The sequence below is a fragment of the Modicisalibacter luteus DSM 23508 genome (assembly GCF_000378505.1).
Taxonomy (GTDB): domain Bacteria; phylum Pseudomonadota; class Gammaproteobacteria; order Pseudomonadales; family Halomonadaceae; genus Modicisalibacter; species Modicisalibacter luteus.
In genome coordinates, this window is the sequence record NZ_KB899989.1 from 200,742 (window position 1) to 218,735 (window position 17,994).

The window sequence follows — 17,994 nt, forward strand, 5'->3', positions numbered from 1 at the left end:
TATGCCGAAACTGACCTTCATCGTGGCTGGCGACCCTGCCCAGCTGACCGGTAGCCATGTCTACGACGCCCGTGTCACTGCTGCTCTTCGCGAGCAAGGCTGGCAGGTAGAGGTCATCGGCTTGGAGGGGCGTTTTCCCGAACCCGACACTACGGCAACCCAGGCTTTGGAATCGGCACTGGCGGCACAGCCCGAAGGAGCCAGTGTCATCATTGATGGCATGGCCATGGGCGGCTTGCCCGAGGTCGTGGCCAAGCATGCCAAGCGACTCGATCTCACAGCCTTGGTGCATCATCCACTGGCGGACGAAACCGGCCTCGACGACGCACAACGAACCCGCTTCAAGGTCAGCGAGACCCGAGCGCTCGCTGCTGCCAACCGCGTCATTGCCACCAGTCCGTTCACCGCCCACCGGCTGGCCGATTTCGAGGTGTCGGCGGAGCAGGTGGTAGTCGTCGAGCCCGGCGTGGAGCCGGCGCCGCTGGCAGCCTCGGTCGAGCAACCGTCAAGCGGCCACCAACGGCTGCTGTGCGTAGCGACACTAACGCCCCGCAAGGGCCACGATATCCTGGTCGATGCCTTGGCCCAGCTAAGCGAATTCGACTGGCAGTGTGACTGTATTGGTGGGCTCGAACACGACCCTCGCCATGCCGAGGCCGTCGCTGCACGTATTCGCGACAAGGGCCTTGAAGATCGGATTCGACTGGTAGGCGAACGTGCAGCTGACAAGCTGGGTGAGTCCTATGACCAAGCCGACCTCTTCGTGCTGCCCTCGCATTACGAGGGTTATGGCATGGTGATCACCGAAGCCGTGAGCCGCGGGCTGCCAATTATCACGACCACTGGCGGCGCCTTGGCCTACACCTTGCCCCGCGGTGCAGGAATTGGTGTACCACCCGGCGACCCTCAGGCGCTGGCCGACTCGCTGCGTCAATGGTTTACGGACGCCGCCCTGCGTGAGCGCCTGCGCCAGGGTGCCCGACAGGCTCGTTCCTCGCTGCGTTCCTGGTCAGATATCGGCCAAGTCTTCGCCAACGCCCTGAAGAGCCCGCCTCGCCAGCAGCATCACGACTAAGGCCAACAACGCAACGCCGCGTTATTCTTGACGTTTTTATCGTTCTCCGGAGTCGCTCATGCTGGAAGTCATCTGCCTGTCATTCGCCTTCGTGCTCGGCCTGATTGCACGCGCCTGCGGGCTGCCTGCGCTGATCGGCTTCCTGGCAGCAGGCTTTCTAATCAATCCGTTGCAGGACATTCTGCACCTGCCCCATTCGACACCGGAAATCCTCGATCACGTAGCGCACCTCGGTGTGTTGCTGCTGCTGTTCACCGTCGGGCTGAAGCTCAAGCTCAAGAGCTTGGTACAGCCGGAAGTCATCGGTGGCGGCCTGCTGCATTTCGCCGTTACCGTCGGGGTGTTCGCCCCTGGCCTGCATTGGCTTGGTGGCATTGCCTGGTCAAACGCCCTGATTCTGGGTATCGCCCTGGCCTTTTCGAGCACCGTCCTGTCAGCCAAGAGCCTGGAGGCCCGCCGGGAGCTGCGTGCCTTTCATGGCCGGGTAGCGATCGGCATCCTGATCATCCAGGATCTGATTGCCCTCTTTGTTCTGGCCTTCTCGGTCGGTCAGGTGCCTTCGCCCTGGGCGCTGGGCCTGCTTGCCCTGCCACTGCTGCGCCCCGTGATGCACCGCCTGATCGATGCCAGCGGCCATGATGAGCTGCTGATGTTGATGGGCCTGGTCCTGGCCATCGTCGTTGGCGGCGCCGGCTTCTCCGCCCTTGGCCTGTCTGGTGAAGTTGGCGCTCTGGTGCTGGGTGCGCTGGTCTCGAAACATCCGCGTGCTCAGGAGCTGGGCAAGTCCCTGTGGGCACTGAAGGAGCTGTTCCTGGTCGGGTTCTTCCTCAAGATCGGCATGTCCGGCCTGCCCGACTGGCAATCGCTTGGCTTTGCGGTGGCTTTTGTCCTTCTTCTGCCGCTCAAGGGCTTGCTATTCTTCTTCCTGCTTATCCTGTTTCGGCTGCGCTCACGCAATGCCTTCCAGACAGCAGTCAGCCTCACCAGCTACAGCGAGTTCGGCCTGATCGTCGCCGCGGCGCTCGTTCCCGACGCGCTGGTCGGCCTGGCGCTGGCCGTGGCGCTTTCGTTCCTGGTCGCCTCGCCCCTGCAGCGCTATGCTCATGACCTCTACGGGCGCCTGGAGCCTCGTCTGATCCGCTTCGAGACGCATACGTGGCATCCTGATGAGCAGCCGGCCTCGCTGGGCGATGCCCAGGTACTGATCATCGGCATGGGCCGGACCGGTACCTCGACCTATGACCGGCTCAGCGAGGACAACATCCCGATCATTGGCATCGATGCCGACCCCAGCCGGATAACCAGCCACACCGCCGGCGGGCGGCAGGTCGTCTATGCCGACGGCGAAGACATCAGTTTCTGGAACAGTGTCGACCTGAGCCGGGTACAGGCGGTAGTACTGTCGTTACCCGATGCCGAGTCGAAGGTGTTCGCGACACGTCAGTTACGCAGTCATGGCTTTACGGGCGCCATCGTTGCGCATAGCCTTTATGCAGACGAAGCTGAGTTGATCCGTCAGGCGGGTGCCGACCAGACTTACCTGACCATGCATGAAGCGGGTCTTGGCTTGGCCGAGCATGTTCGTCACGGACTCAACCCCACGTGATAAAGTTATTGGTGGTTCGCGCAGGGATGCCGCAACGATGAACCATGGTGAAGAATCGGCAGGAGAGCCGTGTGAAACCTGAAGCCCCACCCTGTCCACGCAGCGGCGAAGGTCACGTACGCCGCGTTGGCGTGGAGATAGAGTTTGCCGCCATTGCGCCCTTGGCTGCTGCCGGGCTGGTGCAAGAGAGCTATGGCGGCAAGATCAGGCAACTCAGCCCTCATCGCATCAAGGTCGTCGATACACGCTGGGGTGACTTCACTATCGAACTTGATGCCAAGTATGCCCACCCGGATTCCAAGTTCATCCAGAAAGCCGAGGCCAAGGGCAGCGACGATGAGCTGTCGCATTTGCGTCTGGAACTGCACAACCGCACACGGGAACTGATTGGTGATGCCGTGGCTGTCGTCGTGCCAACCGAGATAGTCTGTCCACCAATCCCCTGGCTAGCCCTCAACGAGCTGGATCTGCTGTTCGATGCCTTGCGCCAGCACGGTGCCCGAGATACCCGCGATAGCCTGCTATACGGCTTCGGTCTGCATCTCAACCCTGAGGTTCCCGGTACCGACGTGGCCTCGCTTCTGGCCCACCTGCGCGCCTATCTGATTCTGGCTGAGTGGCTGCGTGAGGAGATCGATATCGACATCACGCGGGAAGTGCTGCCGCATGCCAATCCATTCACCAAGGAATACGCACTCAAGGTACTCGACCCCGATTACGCGCCCGACCTGGATACGTTGATCGATGATTACCTCGCCGCCAACCCTACACGCAACCGTGAACTCGACCTATATCCGCTGTTCGCGCACCTGCGTCCTGATCACCCGAGCGAGTACCTGTCCGATGAACTGGTGAAACCGCGTCCGACCTTCCACTACCGTCTGCCCAATGCGCAGCTCTCGCAACCCGACTGGAGTGCGGTCGCCGAGTGGAACCGCTGGGTCGAGGTCGAACGTCTGGCGGCCGACCCCGATCGCCTGGCCGAACGCGGCGACGCCTACCTGGAACACCATCGCCGTTCCTCCGTGACACGCTGGCTGGAACGGCTCAAGGAGTGGATGAAGGATTCATGACACGCCCCCGGATCGGCATCACGACCTCGGACCACAAGAGCCGCCTTGCCTGGCTGTGTGACTGGCTAGCCGTATGGCGGGCTGGTGGCAAGCCTATACGCTTGTCGCCGTCGCGCCCGGTGCCAGAGGGGCTCGACGGGCTGGTTATCGGTGGCGGTGACGACATCGGTGCCCAGCTCTACGGCGGCGAAGTCCAGCTCGATGTGCGGGTCGATCCCAAGCGCGACATTCTCGAGCTCGACCTGCTCGAGCGCTTGCTGCCAAGTAATTGTCCAGTGCTTGGCATCTGTCGCGGCGCGCAGATCATCAACGTGCATTTGGGGGGGTCACTGTACAGCGATATCTACACCACGTTCGACCACATCAGGAAACGTCGCACGGTCCTGCCACGCAAGACGGTCGACGTGGTCGAGGGAAGCTACCTGCATGAGCTTCTCGGCGTTGCCTGGTGCCAGGTGAACAGTCTCCATCACCAAGCTATCGACCGTACCGGCGATACCATCGATATCGTCGCCCGCGACCGCGACGGATTGGTCCAGGGCATTGAAAGCCGCGCCTACCGGTTCCTGATCGGCGTTCAATGGCATCCTGAATTTCTGATTTTCAATCGGCCCCAGCAGCGCCTGATCCGGGCCTTGGTCAGTGCCGCCTGTGAACATGCCGAGCAACGCGCCCAGGCCCACTGACCCTCGGCTACGACCAACGTCTTCTCTTGCTGCGAGGCACTCTCGCCTAGTCTTGGAAGCAGCGAAACGATAACAAGAGAAGACAGCTGCCATGACACTGACCCACTCCTATGCCGCCGTCGATACATTGATCGTGGGTGCCGGCCCCGCCGGCTGCCTACTCGCCAAACGGCTTTCCGAGGACCCGCACCACCGCGTCATGCTGATCGAGGCCGGCGGGCGCGACAATTACCCATGGATCCATATCCCGGTGGGTTACCTCTATTGCATTGGCAATCCGCGTACCGACTGGTGTTTTCGGACCGAGACCGAGGACGGACTCAACGGACGTTCGCTAGGATACCCGCGCGGGCGAGTACTGGGCGGTTGTTCGTCGATCAACGGCATGATCTACATGCGTGGCCAGGCCCGTGACTACGATCAGTGGGCGTCCATGGGCAACCCCGGCTGGGCGTGGGAGGACGTGCTACCGCTGTTTCGCAAGAGCGAAGACCATTATGCTGGCGAGAATGCATTGCATGGCGCCAGCGGCGAATGGCGCGTGGAAGCGCAACGCCACAAGTGGGACATCCTCGAAACGTTCCGCGAGGCCGCCGCCGAGGTCGGCATCCCACCGATAGAGGACTTCAATGGCGGCGACAACGAAGGCAGCAGTTACTTTCAGGTCAACCAGCGCAGCGGCGTGCGCTGGAATGCTGCCAAGGCATTCCTCAAAGGGCTCGAGCGTCGTCCCAACTTCACACTGGTCACCAATGCCGAGGTCGATCGAGTCATCTTCGATACGCATGAAGCGATGCCTAGAGCCTGTGGCGTCCGCGTGTGCCTGAACGGCGCCTGGCAGGAGATTCGTGCCCGCGAGGTCATCCTGAGCGCCGGCGCCATCGGCTCTCCATCGATCCTGCAGCGTTCCGGCATTGGGCCTCGCCCACTGCTCTCTCAACTCGGCATTCCCGTGGTGCATGAGTCTCCCGGTGTCGGTGAAAACCTGCAGGACCACTTGCAGCTACGCATGATCTATCGAGTCGTGGGCGCCAAGACCCTCAACGAGATTGCCGGGACCTGGTTCGGCAAGGCCAGCATGGCCTGGCAGTACCTGCTGTCACGCAGCGGGCCGATGACTATGGCACCCAGCCAGCTGGGGGTATTTGCACGTTCCACGCCGGACCAGCCCAGCGCCAATCTCCAGTACCACGTACAACCACTATCGCTACCGGCCTTCGGCGAACCGCTGCATCCCTATCCGGCCTTTACCGCCTCGGTGTGCAACCTGCGCCCCGCCAGCCGGGGCCGGGTAGCCATTCGCGCCGCTACCCCCTCCACACCGCCACTCATCCAGCCCAACTACCTGAGCGAAGAAGCGGACCGGCGTGTCGCCGTGGATGCCATTCGCCTGACCCGGAGTATCGCTGCAGCCCCGGCGCTGTCGCGCTATCGTCCGGAAGAGATCAAGCCCGGGGCCGAGTTGCAAAGCGACGAGGACCTGATGCGCGCCGCCGGTGACATCGGCACGACAATCTTCCACCCGGTAGGTACCTGCAAGATGGGACAGGACGAAAACGCCGTCGTCGACCCGCGCCTGAGAGTTCACGGCGTGGCAGGATTACGCGTAGTCGATGCGTCGATCATGCCGACCATCACGTCGGGAAATACCTGCTCGCCGACGTTGATGATCGCCGAGAAAGCCGCCGCCATGATCCTCGAGGAGCAACAATGGAGGGCCATCGGCGACACCACACCGGCGCGTACCAATTCGGAGGCCGTCAATCCCTGACGTCGTGGGCCCGGTATAAGAAGAAAGCGTGGCGTTGGGGCAACGCATCATCATTTTCTCAACTATCCTCCTAGGGTGCCCCTATCGGCAGGACCGGCCAGGAGATAGCGATGCCCTTGGAACTCTTTCTCAACGCCACGTCCCCCTATGCACGCATCGTACGTGTGTGCGCCCTGGAGAAAGGGCTCGAAGACAGGCTGATCTTGAATTGGGTCGACCCTTGGGCGGATGATGCAGAACTCATCGAGGTCAACCCCAGCGCCAAGGTGCCGGCGCTCTGCTGTGAAGACCGCACCTCGATCACCGAAACGCTGCCCATCCTCTACTATCTCGACAGCCTGACGGAAAAACCGATCCTGCTACCCCGGGAGTCGCTGGCAGCGGTCCTGCATGGCGTCGGCCTCGGCATGGGCCTGGTGGATGCCGGTTTCCAGACAGTCATTGCCCGCAAGTATGCCGGTCGCACAGATGCCGACCGCAGCCATCTCGGCAAGCGCCGTCTAGCCGCCATCGAAAGGATTCTCAGCCGTCTCGAGGCCGAGACCGTATCGCGGAACAGTTACAATGGCGATACCCAACTGACTCTGGACGATATCGTTATTGGCGTCGCCCTCGACTACCTGCGCTTTCGTCTGCCGGAAGTCGAATGGCCGCTGCGTTTTCCGGCCCTGGCCGCCTGGGAAGATACTCGCCTGACGCGGCGCAGCTTTCACGACACGCGTTTCACTAGCTGAGTCGGCACAGACTCCCTTCGAACACGACAACGCCGGCCCATGGCCGGCGTTGTACTGGCTGTGCGAATAGAAGATTAGCTTTCCAGCTTGGCGTCTAGCGTAATCTCGGCCTTGAACAGTTTGGAAACCGGGCAACCTTCCTTGGCCTTGTTGGCCGCTTCCTCGAACCTGGCCTGGTCGGCTCCGGGCACTCGCGCCCGTGTTTCGAGATGAATGGCGCTGATAGTGAAGCCACTGTCATCCTGTTCCAACGTCACCGTGGCCTCGGTCTTTATGCTTTCCGGCTCGAGTTCGTCCTGGCCGAGAATCATCGACAAGGCCATCGAGAAGCAGCTGGCATGCGCGGCCCCAATCAGTTCTTCCGGGTTGGTTCCCGCCTGTCCCTCGAAACGGGTATTGAAGCCGTAAGGATTCTGCTTGAGAGCACCACTTTCGGTGGAAACCGTCCCCTTGCCTTCTTTCAGGCTACCTTGCCATTCTGCGGAGCCCTTTTTCTTGATGCTCATACTGCCCTCCTATGGGTGAACCGATGAGAATGCGCGGCCACACGTGAAAAGTATCTGCGCTCGCTGATTTTCAGATAGCGTTTAGCGGCCTGCCGCCCTACACACTGTAGACGATGGCAGCGTTCTGACCATGCTCATGCCCGTGACAGGTCCTCTTCAGGAGCGCTTCAAGTCATCCAGACGTGCGGCCAGCGACTCGATGCCCAGCTTGCGCATCAGCGCGACATTGCGCTCGGGAATACGCTCGGGGCGGGGAAAGTGGGCCAAGGCACGCTCGATGCTCGCTTCGCGAAGGATGTGCAGCATCGGCCAGGGCGAACGATTAGTGTAATTTGCCGGATCGTCCGGGGCGGTCCCGCCGAAGACATAATCGGGATGAAAGCTCGCCAGTTGATACGTCCCTTCATAACCCTGCTGCTCGAGCAGGGTCTCACCCAGATCAAGACAATCGAGATAGTGCGCGAAATCTTCAGCGCCAGCGATCAGGACCAGCAGTGTGGTTTCGGTTTGCGGCGAGGCATCAAGGTGGCGGCACTCCTCGATCAAGGTCAATAGCAGATGCTCAACGTCGGAAGCGTCTACCGGAACATAACGTATGCTGTCGCGCTCGGTTTCCCGCCGGGCAAACGGGCATACATCGAGTGCCACCACGAAACGCTCGACCCAGGCTTGGGACTGGCGCAACGGCTCGAGCGAGGAATTCATAACAAGCTCTCTAGGGATATGGGTTGGCAGTATACACCGCCAGGGACTGGCATTTTCCCGATCAGTTCACCAAGGTTCATGAAAACTGCCGCACAGGAGAGAGACATGCCCCAACATTCCCGACCCCACGTTGCCCTGGCTGCCGACGGTGACCTGGCCGCCCTCGACCTGCCGGCCATTGGCCAGGGCACCTGGTACATGGGCGAGGGCCTTGCCCCACGCCGAGATGAAGTGCGCGCCCTGCAGCAGGGCTTGGCGCTGGGCATGACGCTGATCGATACGGCGGAGATGTATGCCGACGGCGGTGCCGAGGAAGTCGTCGGTGAAGCCATTCGCGATCGTCGCGACCAAGCCTTCGTGGTATCGAAGGTATACCCCTGGAACGCCGGTCGCGACAGCGCCATTGCAGCATGCGAAAGTAGCCTGGCACGCCTGGGCACCGATTATCTCGATCTCTACCTGTTGCACTGGCCGGGCAGTATCCCCCTTGAAGAGACTTGGGAGGCTTTCGAACGGCTTCGCGAGCAGGGCAAGATCCTGCGCTTCGGAGTGTCGAACTTCGATATCGATGACATGCAGCAGCTCTACGCCCTGCCCGATGGGCCGCGTTGCGCCGTCAATCAAGTCCTGTATCACCTGGGCTCGCGCGGTATCGAACACAGCCTGTTGCCTTGGCAGCGCCGCCATGGGCTGCCGACCATGGCCTATAGCCCGATTGCCCAAGGTGGACGGCTGCGCCAGCGGCTACTCGACAACGATGCAGTCCGTACCGTCGCGAAGGCTCACGCTGCCACGCCGGCCCAGGTGCTGCTGGCCTGGGCAATCCGCCCAGTAGACGGCAAGCATGACGTCATCGCCATTCCCAAGGCCGTGCAACCTGCCCATGTCGAGGCCAACGCAGCCGCCATGGAGCTGCGCCTGAGCGAAGATGACCTGGCCACGCTGGACAGGGAGTTCCCGGTCCCGGATCGCAAGCCGCCACTCGACATCATTTGAAGGTTCAGGCCCTCTCATCGAGCCCCAAGGTGTCCTGACTGCTGGCATCCCGGAAGCGGCGTCCGCGCCGTGATGCCAGCCGATCCGCCAGCCTGGTCGGCTCCGGCAGCTTGGTACGACCGAGGCAGGCGATCACCCAATCGAGCGCCGTGACCTGGCTGATGCGATGGCCGGGCGAGACAATGACCGGCTTGACACCTTGGCGACTGCGCAACATGGCCCCGATCACCACTCGCCCCTCCTCATTCTGCTGCGCATCGTCGGGGTCTTCCTTGCGCCGTCGATCGGTCAGCCAGGTCCACTCACCACGCTCCTCCGGCACCTCACCGTGACGTCCACATAGACGCTTCTTGGCGATGCCGATAGTGGGCAGATCCAGCCACAGGCCAAGGTGCGAGGCCACCCCCAGCCGCCTCGGATGGGCAATACCCTGGCCATCGACCATGACCAGATCGGGGCGGCGGGAGAGCCGCTCGAAGGCACCCAGCGCAGCAGGGATTTCGCGAAACGACAGCAGTCCGGGGATGTAGGGCATCCGAGTGGGCTCGCGGTGGACGATCTCCTCGATCGGCACCAGATCCGGCCATGCCAGGAGCACCACGGCGGCACGCGTCGTTTCGCCCTCGTCCTCGAAACCGATATCGACACCGGCAAGAACGCTGACCTCGCCCAACCGGTCGCGGCGTTCGACGCGTGGCGCCAGGCTACGTTGCAGTGCGATGGCATCTTCGGGCGATAGCGTCCAATCGTGGAGAGTATCTGGCATAAGGGCATTATCCTGAGCGGTGTGACACTGCCCCCCAGCCTAGCCTATTCGCCTAGCCAATCCTCAGTCGCAGAATCCCCAGCCTTCGAGAAGGGTGCGCAGTTTCTCGACACGCGCCCGATTCTTGCCCATGTCGCTCATGCCCAACCGCGAAGCGCTGCGTACATGGCAAACCTTCTCTTCCTCACTCCAGAATAACTCCAGGTCATCGACGAACCCCAGCCAGGCCGAATGGCATTCGGCGTGCAGGTAGGTATCGGTCTGTGTGATGACCTCGGCTTCCTCGCAGGCGTGCAGGGCACTGGCCAGGCGAGCCAGGATCTCCTTGCCGCCGTCCATGTTGGGTGACGAGAACGGTGCGACATAGTGCGCCTCATCCTCGGCCTGGCTACAGACACAATTATGGGTTGTCGGGCAAATCGCCAGCCTGCCCTGGCTGACGCCAAGGTTGATGGGGCGCTTGCTGGTCATCGGATTAGTCAACATGGGCCGGTTCCTCGCCGTGTCTCCGCTTGGACTTGTTGTCGGATCTTTATCCAGTCAAGTCTGTCAGGAGGAAAGCTGCAAGCCCCACTTGCCCCTACCGAGCACTTCGCTGTCAGCGAATGTCATGTCTCGGTGCACAGAAGAGCAACCTCGCTCTCGGCCACCCCTGTCGCCCTGTTACACTGCTCGCATCAAGGCGGGAGCATAACGTGAAGCTGATCCATACCTCCGACTGGCATTTGGGCCAGACTTTTCACGGCCAGGAGCGCCATTACGAACACCAGCGCTTTCTCGACTGGCTGCTGGACACCCTAGAAGCACGCCGCCCCGATGCCCTACTGGTAGCCGGGGATATCTTCGACGTGGTCAATCCCTCGCTGCGCGCCCAAGAGCAGCTCTACGACTTCATCGTCGCCGTCCATGAGCGATTGCCGCGCCTGACGCTGGTAATGATTGCCGGCAACCACGACAGCGGCGCGCGCATCGAATTACCGGCAGCCTTGCTCAAGCGCCTGCGTGCCCATGCACTGGGCCGCGTAGTGTGGCTCGATGATGGCCGCCTGGACGCCCATCGCCTGCTGGTCCCGTTGGAAGATGATGATGGCGAGGTACGCGCCTGGTGTCTCGCCCTGCCTTTCCTGCGCCCTGCGGAAGTTACCGGCGGCGAAGTCGGCGACGACTACGTGGCGGGCATCACCCGGGTTCACCAGCAATTGATCGAGGCAGCACAGGCACGCCGTGCGCCGGGCCAGGCGCTAGTGGCCATGAGCCACGCCCACCTGCGCGGTGCCGCCGTTTCCGAAGACAGCGAACGCCCGATCGTGATCGGTGGCGAGGAATCGCTGTCGGCCAACCTGTTCCCCGAGTGCATCGCCTATGTGGCCTTGGGCCACCTGCACAAGCCCCAGCAGGTCGGCGAGGCTCGCATCCGCTACAGCGGCACCCCGCTGCCCATGGATTTTTCCGAGGCGCATTATCCGCACCAGATCGTCGAGGTCACACTCGCTGGCGAAACGCTTGGAGGCGTCGAGATCATATCCGTGCCACGTGCCGTCGACATGCTACGCGTGGGTCCGGCCCCGCTCGATGACGTGGTCAGTGAACTCGAAGCGCTGGAAAGCGATACCCGCCTGCCCCGCTCACGCTGGCCATGGCTGGAAGTGCGTGTACAACTCGATGCGCCGCGAGTCGACCTGCGCGCCGTCATCGAGCGCGCCCTGAACGGTCAGGCAGTGCGCCTGGTACGCATCCAGTCGCTGTACGCTCAACGCGAAGGCGACCTTTCACCGGGCCAGCAGCGCCTTGAAAGCCTTGGCCCCCAGGCGCTGTTCGAACGTGCCTGGCAGGACAGCTACGGAAGCCTGCCGGACGAGCCGACCCGCCAGGACTTCGCCAACCTGCTGCAGTCGGTCATCGATAGCGATGCGGAGAGTGAGCACGAATGAAGATCCTCGCCATTCGCTTGAAGAACCTTGCCTCGCTGGCCGGCGAGCACACACTGGATTTTTCGCAAGGCCCCTTGCAAGAGAGCGGACTGTTCGCCATTACCGGCCCGACCGGGGCCGGCAAGAGTACGCTGCTCGACGCCCTGTGCCTGGCACTGTTCGGTAACACACCACGCCTGCGCAGTGCCCCGGCACGCGACTCACAGACCCCCGACGTCGAGGGAGAACAACTGGTCACCGCCGACCCACGCACCCTGCTGCGCCGTGGCACGGCATCGGGTTTCGCCGAGGTGGATTTCGTCGGCCGCGACGGTAGCCACTATCGCGCCCGCTGGTCGGTACGTCGCGCCCGGAACCGCCCGGAAGGCCGACTGCAAGCCTCGGAACAGGCACTGATTGCCCTTCCCGACGAGCGGGTCCTCGCCAGCCAGAAACGCGAATTCGATCGCCTGCTGCCCGACAAGCTGGGGCTGACCTTCGAGCAGTTCACCCGCGCAGTGCTACTCGCGCAAAGCGAGTTCAGCGCCTTTCTCAAGGCCGATGACAATGCTCGCAGCGAGCTGCTGGAGAAACTGACCGATACCGGCCTCTATTCGCGCATCTCAGTGGCTGCCTACCAGCGTACCCGGCAGGCCAGCGACGAGATCAAGCGTCTCGAGTCACGCCTGGAAGGCGAATTGCCAGCCAGCGCCGAACAGCGCAAGGCCATGGAAGCCGATGCCGAGCAGGCGGAACAGGCCTGGCAAACCGTTCAGGCCCGTGCCGATGCACTCAAGGCGCGCCGTGCTTGGCTCGAGCAGGAATACCAGTTGCGCGAAAGCTGGCAGCAGGCCGTAACCGCCCGTCAGCAAGCCGAGAAGGCACATGCCGCCCTGGCCGATCAGCGCACCCGACTCACTCAACTCGATGCCCTGGCTCCGCAGGCACATCGATTCCTGCGCCAGCGTGAGCTCAAGCGTGACCTCGCCGACCTGCTCGATCAGCAGGAAAATACGCGCCGTGCACTTGACCAAGCCGAACGTCAGCAGCGGGACGGCCAGCTCGACTTCGACGCTGCCCAACGCCGGGCCAGCCAAGCTTATGAGGCACGCCAACAGGCACAGCCGCTGCTCGACGAAGCCAGCCGCCACGCCCAGCGTCTGGACGATCTCACCCGGGACATCGACGCCCAGCAGCGTGAGCGTCAACAACTTGCGCACAACCTCACAAATACGCAGCAGGCCTTGTCAGCCAAACGCGACGAACACAGCCACTCCCAGGCAGAGCTGCAACAGCTGGAGGGGCGCCTTGGCGAGCACGGCTCACCGGCGCACCACCGGCAAGCGCTACAACAGGCGGAAGACCAGGCACGCCAACGGCTCATGGCACTGGAAGAGGCCCGCCACGCCTGGCAGCATTGGCAGCGGCTAACGCAGCAGCAAAGCGCGCTGGAAACCCAGCAACAGCAGGATCGTCAGGCGCAGGAAAAGACCACTGCAGAGGGCCGCGACGCCAGGCTACGCCTCGAGCAAGCGGAGCAACAGGCGCAACGAGTGCGAGAGAGCATCGAACGCCTGCGTGCCGTACGCAGCGAAAGTGTCGAGAAGCTGCGCGCCCAACTGCAGGCAGACGCGCCTTGCCCGGTGTGCGGCAGTCTCGAGCACCCCTACCGCCACCAGCCACCCGCCTCGCCAGCCCAGGAAATGCTCGAGCAGACCGAGCGTGAAGAAGAGCGCCAGTTGAGCGAGGCCACCGAGCGACTCGAGGCGGCTCGCGAACTCCATCAGGCACTGACGGCACGTTACCGAACCCTGCAGGCGCAGCTGACCCAGCGACAAGAACCGCTGGACGAGGCCACCCGTGCCACTGCGGAGGCGTATCAAACACTCGATGCCCTGGCGACAGGCCGTGAACTGCTGGCTCAGGACGAAGCACAGCGCGGTGACTGGCTAGAAGCCCAGCTCTCGTCCGCTCGTCATCAACGCGACGATCGGCAGCAAGCCCTGCACCAGTTCGATCAGGATCAGCAGCGCCTGGCGCCACTGCGCGAAACGCTGACGGGCCTTACCGTCGAGATTGGCAGGCTCGATAGCCAGGCCCAGCAGCAGCAGCAGCGGCTTGAGCAGATCGATGCCAGCCTCACGCCCAGAATCGCCGAGCTGGACACACTGCGCCAAACGCTGACACAGCAGCTCGGCGAATATGCCAATGTGGCGCAGTGGCGTAACGCGCTGGAACGAGACGTCACTGATGCAGATAAGCGCTTGAACAATGCACGAACCACGCTGGATGCTGCCCGTCAGGCGCACCAGCGCCTTAGCCTGCAACTCGAACACAGCGCCACACAAGAGGCTACCGCTCGACGCGAGATGGAGACGTTGGAGAGTGAGCTGCAAGCATGGCGTGAAGCGCACCCGACAATCAGCGACACGACACTGGAACAGCTACTCGGCATGGATGACGCCGCGCAGTCCGAACTGCGCGCCCGGCTACAGCAGGCCGACCAGTCGCTTCGCGATAGCCAGTTGCGAGCTCAGGAGCGCTTTACGACACTGAAGGAACATCGCCACGGCCAGCTTGATCCTGCCCTGTGCGACGATCCCGAGGCGTGCGTTTCCCATATCGAGGCTTTGGCGACGACACTGCAACGAGAAGAGGTCGAGCTTGCGCCCCGCCAGCAGCAGGCTCAGCAGCAACGCGACGATACACTGCACCTGTTGCGTGACGACGACCGCCGTCGCCGAGCCATGCGTGCGCTGCAGACAGAACTCGACGCGGCGCGCGCTGAGCAGCGTCGCTGGGGCAGGCTCTCCTCGCTGATCGGCTCTGCCGATGGCAAGGCATTCCGGCGCATCGCCCAGGCCTACAATCTCGAGCGCCTGCTGGAGCATGCCAACACCCACCTTACCGGGCTGTCACGACGCTACCGCCTGGTACGCGGCGGCAGCCCCCTCGGGCTATTGATCATTGATACCGACATGGGCGACGAGCAACGCTCCGTGCATTCGCTTTCCGGTGGCGAGACATTTCTGGTATCTCTGGCCCTGGCGCTGGGCCTGGCCTCGATGGCCTCGGGCCGATTGAAAATCGAGTCGCTATTCATCGACGAGGGTTTCGGCAGCCTCGACCCGCAATCGCTGGCGCTGGCCATGGAGGCGCTGGATGGCCTGCAAGCGCAGGGCCGTAAGGTGGGAGTGATCTCTCATGTCCAGGAAATGCATGAACGCATCCCGGTGCGTATTTGCGTGGAGCCGGCCGGCAACGGCGCCAGCCGGCTCGTTATTGCTCAAGGGCAGGCATGACGGGAAAGCGCTTACTCTTGCATGCGACGGGTGATGGTTGCCACATGCTCACCCTGGAAGCGAGCAATGGTCAGCTCGTTCTCGCTAGGCTGGCGGCTACCGTCCCCACCGGCAATGGTCGTCGCCCCGTATGGGGTGCCGCCGGACACTTCGTTGAGCTCGGTCAGTGCCGCGCATGAGTAGGGAACACCGACCACCACCATGCCCATGTGGAACAGCATGGTATGAATCGAGGTCAGCGTGGTTTCCTGGCCGCCATGCTGACTGGCAGTGGAGGTAAAGGCGCTTCCCACCTTACCGATCAGCTTGCCCTGCGCCCAGATGCCACCGGTCTTGTCCCAGAAGTTGCGCATCTGCGAGGTCATGTTGCCGTAGCGGGTCGGTGTGCCGATGATGATGGCGTCGTAGTTCACCAGTTCGTTGGGATCGTCGATCAGCGGTGCGTCCTGATCCATCTTGTAACCGGAGTTCTGAGCCACGTCGTCAGGGACCAGTTCAGCGACCCGACGAATATCCACCTCGGTTCCTGCCACGCTGCGTGCGCCTTCCGCGACCGCCTTGGCCATGGTCTCGATATGGCCGTAGCTCGAGTAATAGACAATCAACACTCTGCTCATCGCTGTTCTCCTGTGTGCATGGATGAAGCCCTCTCAACCATGGTCTACAAGCCTGCTGGCGTCAAAACGCTCCCGGCGCCGGCGAACGGCATGCTAGGCTGGCGTGACGCTTTCGAACCAGGAATGATCACCATGGGCTCCGCACCGTTGCTGCTCGAGACACTGATCGGTCACGCCAGTGTGTCACGCGACTCCAACCTCGACCTGATCCGCTTCATCGAGGGCTATCTCGACGATTTCGGCGTGCACTACGAACGCATCGAGAACGACGACGGCAGCAAGGCCAACCTGCTGGCGCGCATCGGCCCCGACGTCGCCGGTGGCGTCGTGCTCTCGGGGCACACCGACGTGGTGCCCGTCGATGGACAGCCCTGGACCAGCGATCCCTTCTCTCTCACTGACCGTGGCGATGGGCGGCTCTACGGCCGTGGCAGCTGCGACATGAAGGGCTTCATTGCCTGCGCCCTGGCCCTGGTGCCGGCGTGGGTAGAGCAACCGCTCGAGCGGCCCATCTACCTGGCATTCTCCTACGATGAAGAAGTCGGCTGCCTGGGCGCGCCGCGCATGATCGAGCGCCTGATGGCCGGGCATCCCCGCCCTGCCGCCGTGATCGTCGGCGAACCCACGCTGATGGCCCCAGTAGTCGCTCAGAAAGGCATCACCAACCTGCGCACTACCGTGACGGGTTGCGAGGCCCACAGCAGTCAGGTCAACCAGGGGGTATCGGCCATCCATATCGCGGCGCGCCTGGTCACGCGCATCGAGGACATCATGGCCGAGCTGCGTGACGAGGGACGGGTCGACGATGCCTTTAATGTCGGCCATTCCAGCTTGCATGTCGGCAAGATTCAGGGTGGCACGGCGATCAATATCATGGCTCGCGAATGCCGCTTCGATTGGGAGATTCGCCATCTTCCCCAGGATGGTTTCGATGAGGTCTTCCGCCGCTTCGAGACCTTCTCGCATACACTGGAGAGCGAGCTCCAGCATCGCTCGCCTCGGGTGTCCATCCGAACCGAGCCCTTGACCGAGACCGTCCCGGGCCTGGCCGATCGTGACAACGCCGAAGCCTTGGCCCTGTGCCATGCCTTGCTCGGCGAACGCGACAGCGAAGCGGTGGCCTATGCCACCGAAGCCGGTCAGTTCCAACGGGCCGGCCTGGCGACGGTCATCTGCGGTCCCGGCAGTATCGCCCAGGCCCATCAACCGGACGAATATATCGAGATTTCCCAGCTCGATGCCTGCATGGCATTCATGCAGCGCCTGGGTAAACACCTCTGCCGGGATTGATACAGCTTCTTGCCCCAATAGGGATAGTTAACCAAGAGTCACGTTGCCGAAATGTTCAACATATGGCAGCTTGATGCCAAACCTAGTTGGACATCAGTTACGTGAAGGAAAAGAAACGCAAGACAGCCTCCCGTCCCAGTGTCGCCGAGGCACTCGCCGAAGCGATCTTCTCAGGGCACTACCAGCCGGGCGATTTCGTACCCAAGGAACTCGCCCTCTGCGAGCAGTTCGCTATCAACCGTTCCGCCGTACGCAGCGACCTGCGCCAACTGGTGGACGTCGGCATCATCGAGCGTATCTCGGGCCACGGTTCGAAGGTGCGCGAGCATGCCGAGTGGAACATCCTCGACCCGCTGGTCACCGAGTGGATGACCCGTTATGCCTCGCCCAATCCGCAGTTGCAGCGCGAGATCCTGGCCTTCCGACTCGACGTGGAGCCCTATGTCGCAATGACCGCCGCCCAGCGCGCTACCGCCAAGGATCTGGTCGCCATCGAAGAAGCCTTCGAAGGCATGGGCCAGCACCTGCGTACTCCGCAGACTTCCGACGACCCCAACGCCAAGGCCAGACTGCATAGCGATTTTGACGTCGCCTTCCATGTCGCCATCTTCAAGGCGACGCACAACATCGTCTGGGCGCAGCTATCGCATATCCTGCGCCCTTCTATCTACCTGTTAGTATCGATGTCGAACGTGAGTGAATCCGATGACCCCGCAGAAAGTCTCGAGCGTCACCGTTGCCTGATGGAAAGTATCCGCGCCCGTCAGCCCCGCGAAGCCTTTCTTGCCGCTCAGCACGTGCTCGGCGGTACAGCACGGGCGCTAGGCATAGAGCCCGGGGAAAGCGCTTTAGGCCGCGAATTCGATGGGACAAAGCCAGCCAGGGATGCCGCGACCTGATCCCGGCGGTTCTGCCACACGAAAAAACGCGCCTCGGGCAATCCCGAGGCGCGTTTTG

Annotated in this window: 16 protein-coding genes; 11 read left to right on the forward strand and 5 right to left on the reverse strand. The window is 62.4% G+C overall.

Annotation, left to right across the window (positions count from 1 at the left end):
- Position 1 precedes the first annotated feature (1 nt).
- From F568_RS0100930 to F568_RS0100955, 6 genes are all read left to right on the forward strand, one after another.
- A complete protein-coding gene (locus tag F568_RS0100930) occupies positions 2–1,075 on the forward strand; it encodes a glycosyltransferase family 4 protein (protein WP_019016822.1) in 1,074 nt (357 codons plus the stop codon).
- Positions 1,076–1,133: 58 nt separating this feature from the next.
- Entirely contained in the window at positions 1,134–2,681 is a 1,548-nt protein-coding gene (locus F568_RS0100935) for a cation:proton antiporter domain-containing protein (RefSeq protein WP_019016823.1), read from the forward strand.
- A gap of 71 nt (positions 2,682–2,752) precedes the next feature.
- The gene (locus F568_RS0100940; RefSeq protein ID WP_026300252.1) at positions 2,753–3,754 is read left to right on the forward strand and encodes an amidoligase family protein; all 1,002 of its coding nucleotides are present in this window, start codon (positions 2,753–2,755) and stop codon (positions 3,752–3,754) included.
- Complete coding sequence (locus F568_RS0100945) at positions 3,751–4,440, forward strand: gamma-glutamyl-gamma-aminobutyrate hydrolase family protein (protein WP_019016825.1); 690 nt, start codon at positions 3,751–3,753, stop codon at positions 4,438–4,440. The genes F568_RS0100940 and F568_RS0100945 overlap by 4 nt, the downstream gene beginning before the upstream one ends.
- A 91-nt stretch (positions 4,441–4,531) precedes the next feature.
- Positions 4,532–6,211: a GMC family oxidoreductase gene (locus F568_RS0100950; protein ID WP_019016826.1), complete on the forward strand. Its 1,680-nt coding sequence runs from the start codon at positions 4,532–4,534 to the stop codon at positions 6,209–6,211.
- 110 nt (positions 6,212–6,321) lie between these two features.
- A complete protein-coding gene (locus tag F568_RS0100955; protein WP_019016827.1) occupies positions 6,322–6,945 on the forward strand; it encodes a glutathione S-transferase family protein in 624 nt (207 codons plus the stop codon).
- 74 nt (positions 6,946–7,019) lie between these two features.
- On the opposite strand, the gene F568_RS0100960 is transcribed toward F568_RS0100955, so the two are convergent.
- Positions 7,020–7,451, reverse strand: coding sequence for an OsmC family protein (locus F568_RS0100960; protein WP_019016828.1), 432 nt, complete (start codon positions 7,449–7,451; stop codon positions 7,020–7,022).
- Between the two features lie 156 nt (positions 7,452–7,607).
- Positions 7,608–8,156 (reverse strand): DUF1415 domain-containing protein, encoded by a 549-nt coding sequence (locus F568_RS0100965; protein ID WP_019016829.1) that lies wholly within the window; start codon positions 8,154–8,156, stop codon positions 7,608–7,610.
- A gap of 105 nt (positions 8,157–8,261) precedes the next feature.
- Here F568_RS0100965 and F568_RS0100970 point away from each other — a divergent pair, with 105 nt between their 5' ends.
- Positions 8,262–9,152 (forward strand): aldo/keto reductase, encoded by an 891-nt coding sequence (locus F568_RS0100970; protein WP_019016830.1) that lies wholly within the window; start codon positions 8,262–8,264, stop codon positions 9,150–9,152.
- Positions 9,153–9,156: 4 nt separating this feature from the next.
- Here the strand turns inward: F568_RS0100970 and nfi are convergent, their stop codons facing one another.
- Together nfi and F568_RS0100980 are read right to left on the reverse strand one after the other, a co-directional pair.
- Complete coding sequence (gene nfi / locus F568_RS0100975) at positions 9,157–9,918, reverse strand: deoxyribonuclease V (protein ID WP_019016831.1); 762 nt, start codon at positions 9,916–9,918, stop codon at positions 9,157–9,159.
- Between the two features lie 63 nt (positions 9,919–9,981).
- Positions 9,982–10,404 (reverse strand): DUF1499 domain-containing protein, encoded by a 423-nt coding sequence (locus F568_RS0100980; RefSeq protein ID WP_019016832.1) that lies wholly within the window; start codon positions 10,402–10,404, stop codon positions 9,982–9,984.
- A gap of 209 nt (positions 10,405–10,613) precedes the next feature.
- On the opposite strand from F568_RS0100980, the gene F568_RS0100985 reads away from it, so the two are divergent.
- On the forward strand, positions 10,614–11,849 hold the full coding sequence (locus F568_RS0100985; RefSeq protein WP_019016833.1) for an exonuclease SbcCD subunit D: 1,236 nt from the start codon (positions 10,614–10,616) through the stop codon (positions 11,847–11,849).
- Positions 11,846–15,130, forward strand: a complete 3,285-nt coding sequence (locus F568_RS0100990) for an AAA family ATPase (RefSeq protein ID WP_019016834.1) — start codon at positions 11,846–11,848, stop codon at positions 15,128–15,130. Before F568_RS0100985 ends, F568_RS0100990 begins: the two co-directional genes overlap by 4 nt.
- An 11-nt stretch (positions 15,131–15,141) precedes the next feature.
- Here the strand turns inward: F568_RS0100990 and wrbA are convergent, their stop codons facing one another.
- A complete protein-coding gene (wrbA, locus tag F568_RS0100995) occupies positions 15,142–15,747 on the reverse strand; it encodes an NAD(P)H:quinone oxidoreductase (RefSeq protein ID WP_019016835.1) in 606 nt (201 codons plus the stop codon).
- 90 nt (positions 15,748–15,837) lie between these two features.
- Between wrbA and argE the strand changes: the two genes are divergently transcribed.
- Together argE and F568_RS0101005 are read left to right on the forward strand one after the other, a co-directional pair.
- Positions 15,838–17,037 (forward strand): acetylornithine deacetylase, encoded by a 1,200-nt coding sequence (gene argE, locus F568_RS0101000; protein ID WP_371827856.1) that lies wholly within the window; start codon positions 15,838–15,840, stop codon positions 17,035–17,037.
- 101 nt (positions 17,038–17,138) lie between these two features.
- A complete protein-coding gene (locus F568_RS0101005; protein WP_156817307.1) occupies positions 17,139–17,936 on the forward strand; it encodes a FadR/GntR family transcriptional regulator in 798 nt (265 codons plus the stop codon).
- Positions 17,937–17,994: the final 58 nt, after the last annotated feature.

Coding starts and splice junctions, on each gene's coding strand:
- F568_RS0100930 (WP_019016822.1), top strand. CDS start 2: ATGCCGAAACTGACCTTCATCGTGGCTGGCGACCCTGCCCAGCTGACC.
- F568_RS0100935 (WP_019016823.1), top strand. CDS start 1,134: ATGCTGGAAGTCATCTGCCTGTCATTCGCCTTCGTGCTCGGCCTGATT.
- F568_RS0100945 (WP_019016825.1), top strand. CDS start 3,751: ATGACACGCCCCCGGATCGGCATCACGACCTCGGACCACAAGAGCCGC.
- F568_RS0100950 (WP_019016826.1), top strand. CDS start 4,532: ATGACACTGACCCACTCCTATGCCGCCGTCGATACATTGATCGTGGGT.
- F568_RS0100955 (WP_019016827.1), top strand. CDS start 6,322: ATGCCCTTGGAACTCTTTCTCAACGCCACGTCCCCCTATGCACGCATC.
- F568_RS0100960 (WP_019016828.1), bottom strand. CDS start 7,451: ATGAGCATCAAGAAAAAGGGCTCCGCAGAATGGCAAGGTAGCCTGAAA.
- F568_RS0100965 (WP_019016829.1), bottom strand. CDS start 8,156: ATGAATTCCTCGCTCGAGCCGTTGCGCCAGTCCCAAGCCTGGGTCGAG.
- F568_RS0100970 (WP_019016830.1), top strand. CDS start 8,262: ATGCCCCAACATTCCCGACCCCACGTTGCCCTGGCTGCCGACGGTGAC.
- nfi (WP_019016831.1), bottom strand. CDS start 9,918: ATGCCAGATACTCTCCACGATTGGACGCTATCGCCCGAAGATGCCATC.
- F568_RS0100980 (WP_019016832.1), bottom strand. CDS start 10,404: ATGTTGACTAATCCGATGACCAGCAAGCGCCCCATCAACCTTGGCGTC.
- F568_RS0100990 (WP_019016834.1), top strand. CDS start 11,846: ATGAAGATCCTCGCCATTCGCTTGAAGAACCTTGCCTCGCTGGCCGGC.
- wrbA (WP_019016835.1), bottom strand. CDS start 15,747: ATGAGCAGAGTGTTGATTGTCTATTACTCGAGCTACGGCCATATCGAG.
- argE (WP_371827856.1), top strand. CDS start 15,838: ATGCTAGGCTGGCGTGACGCTTTCGAACCAGGAATGATCACCATGGGC.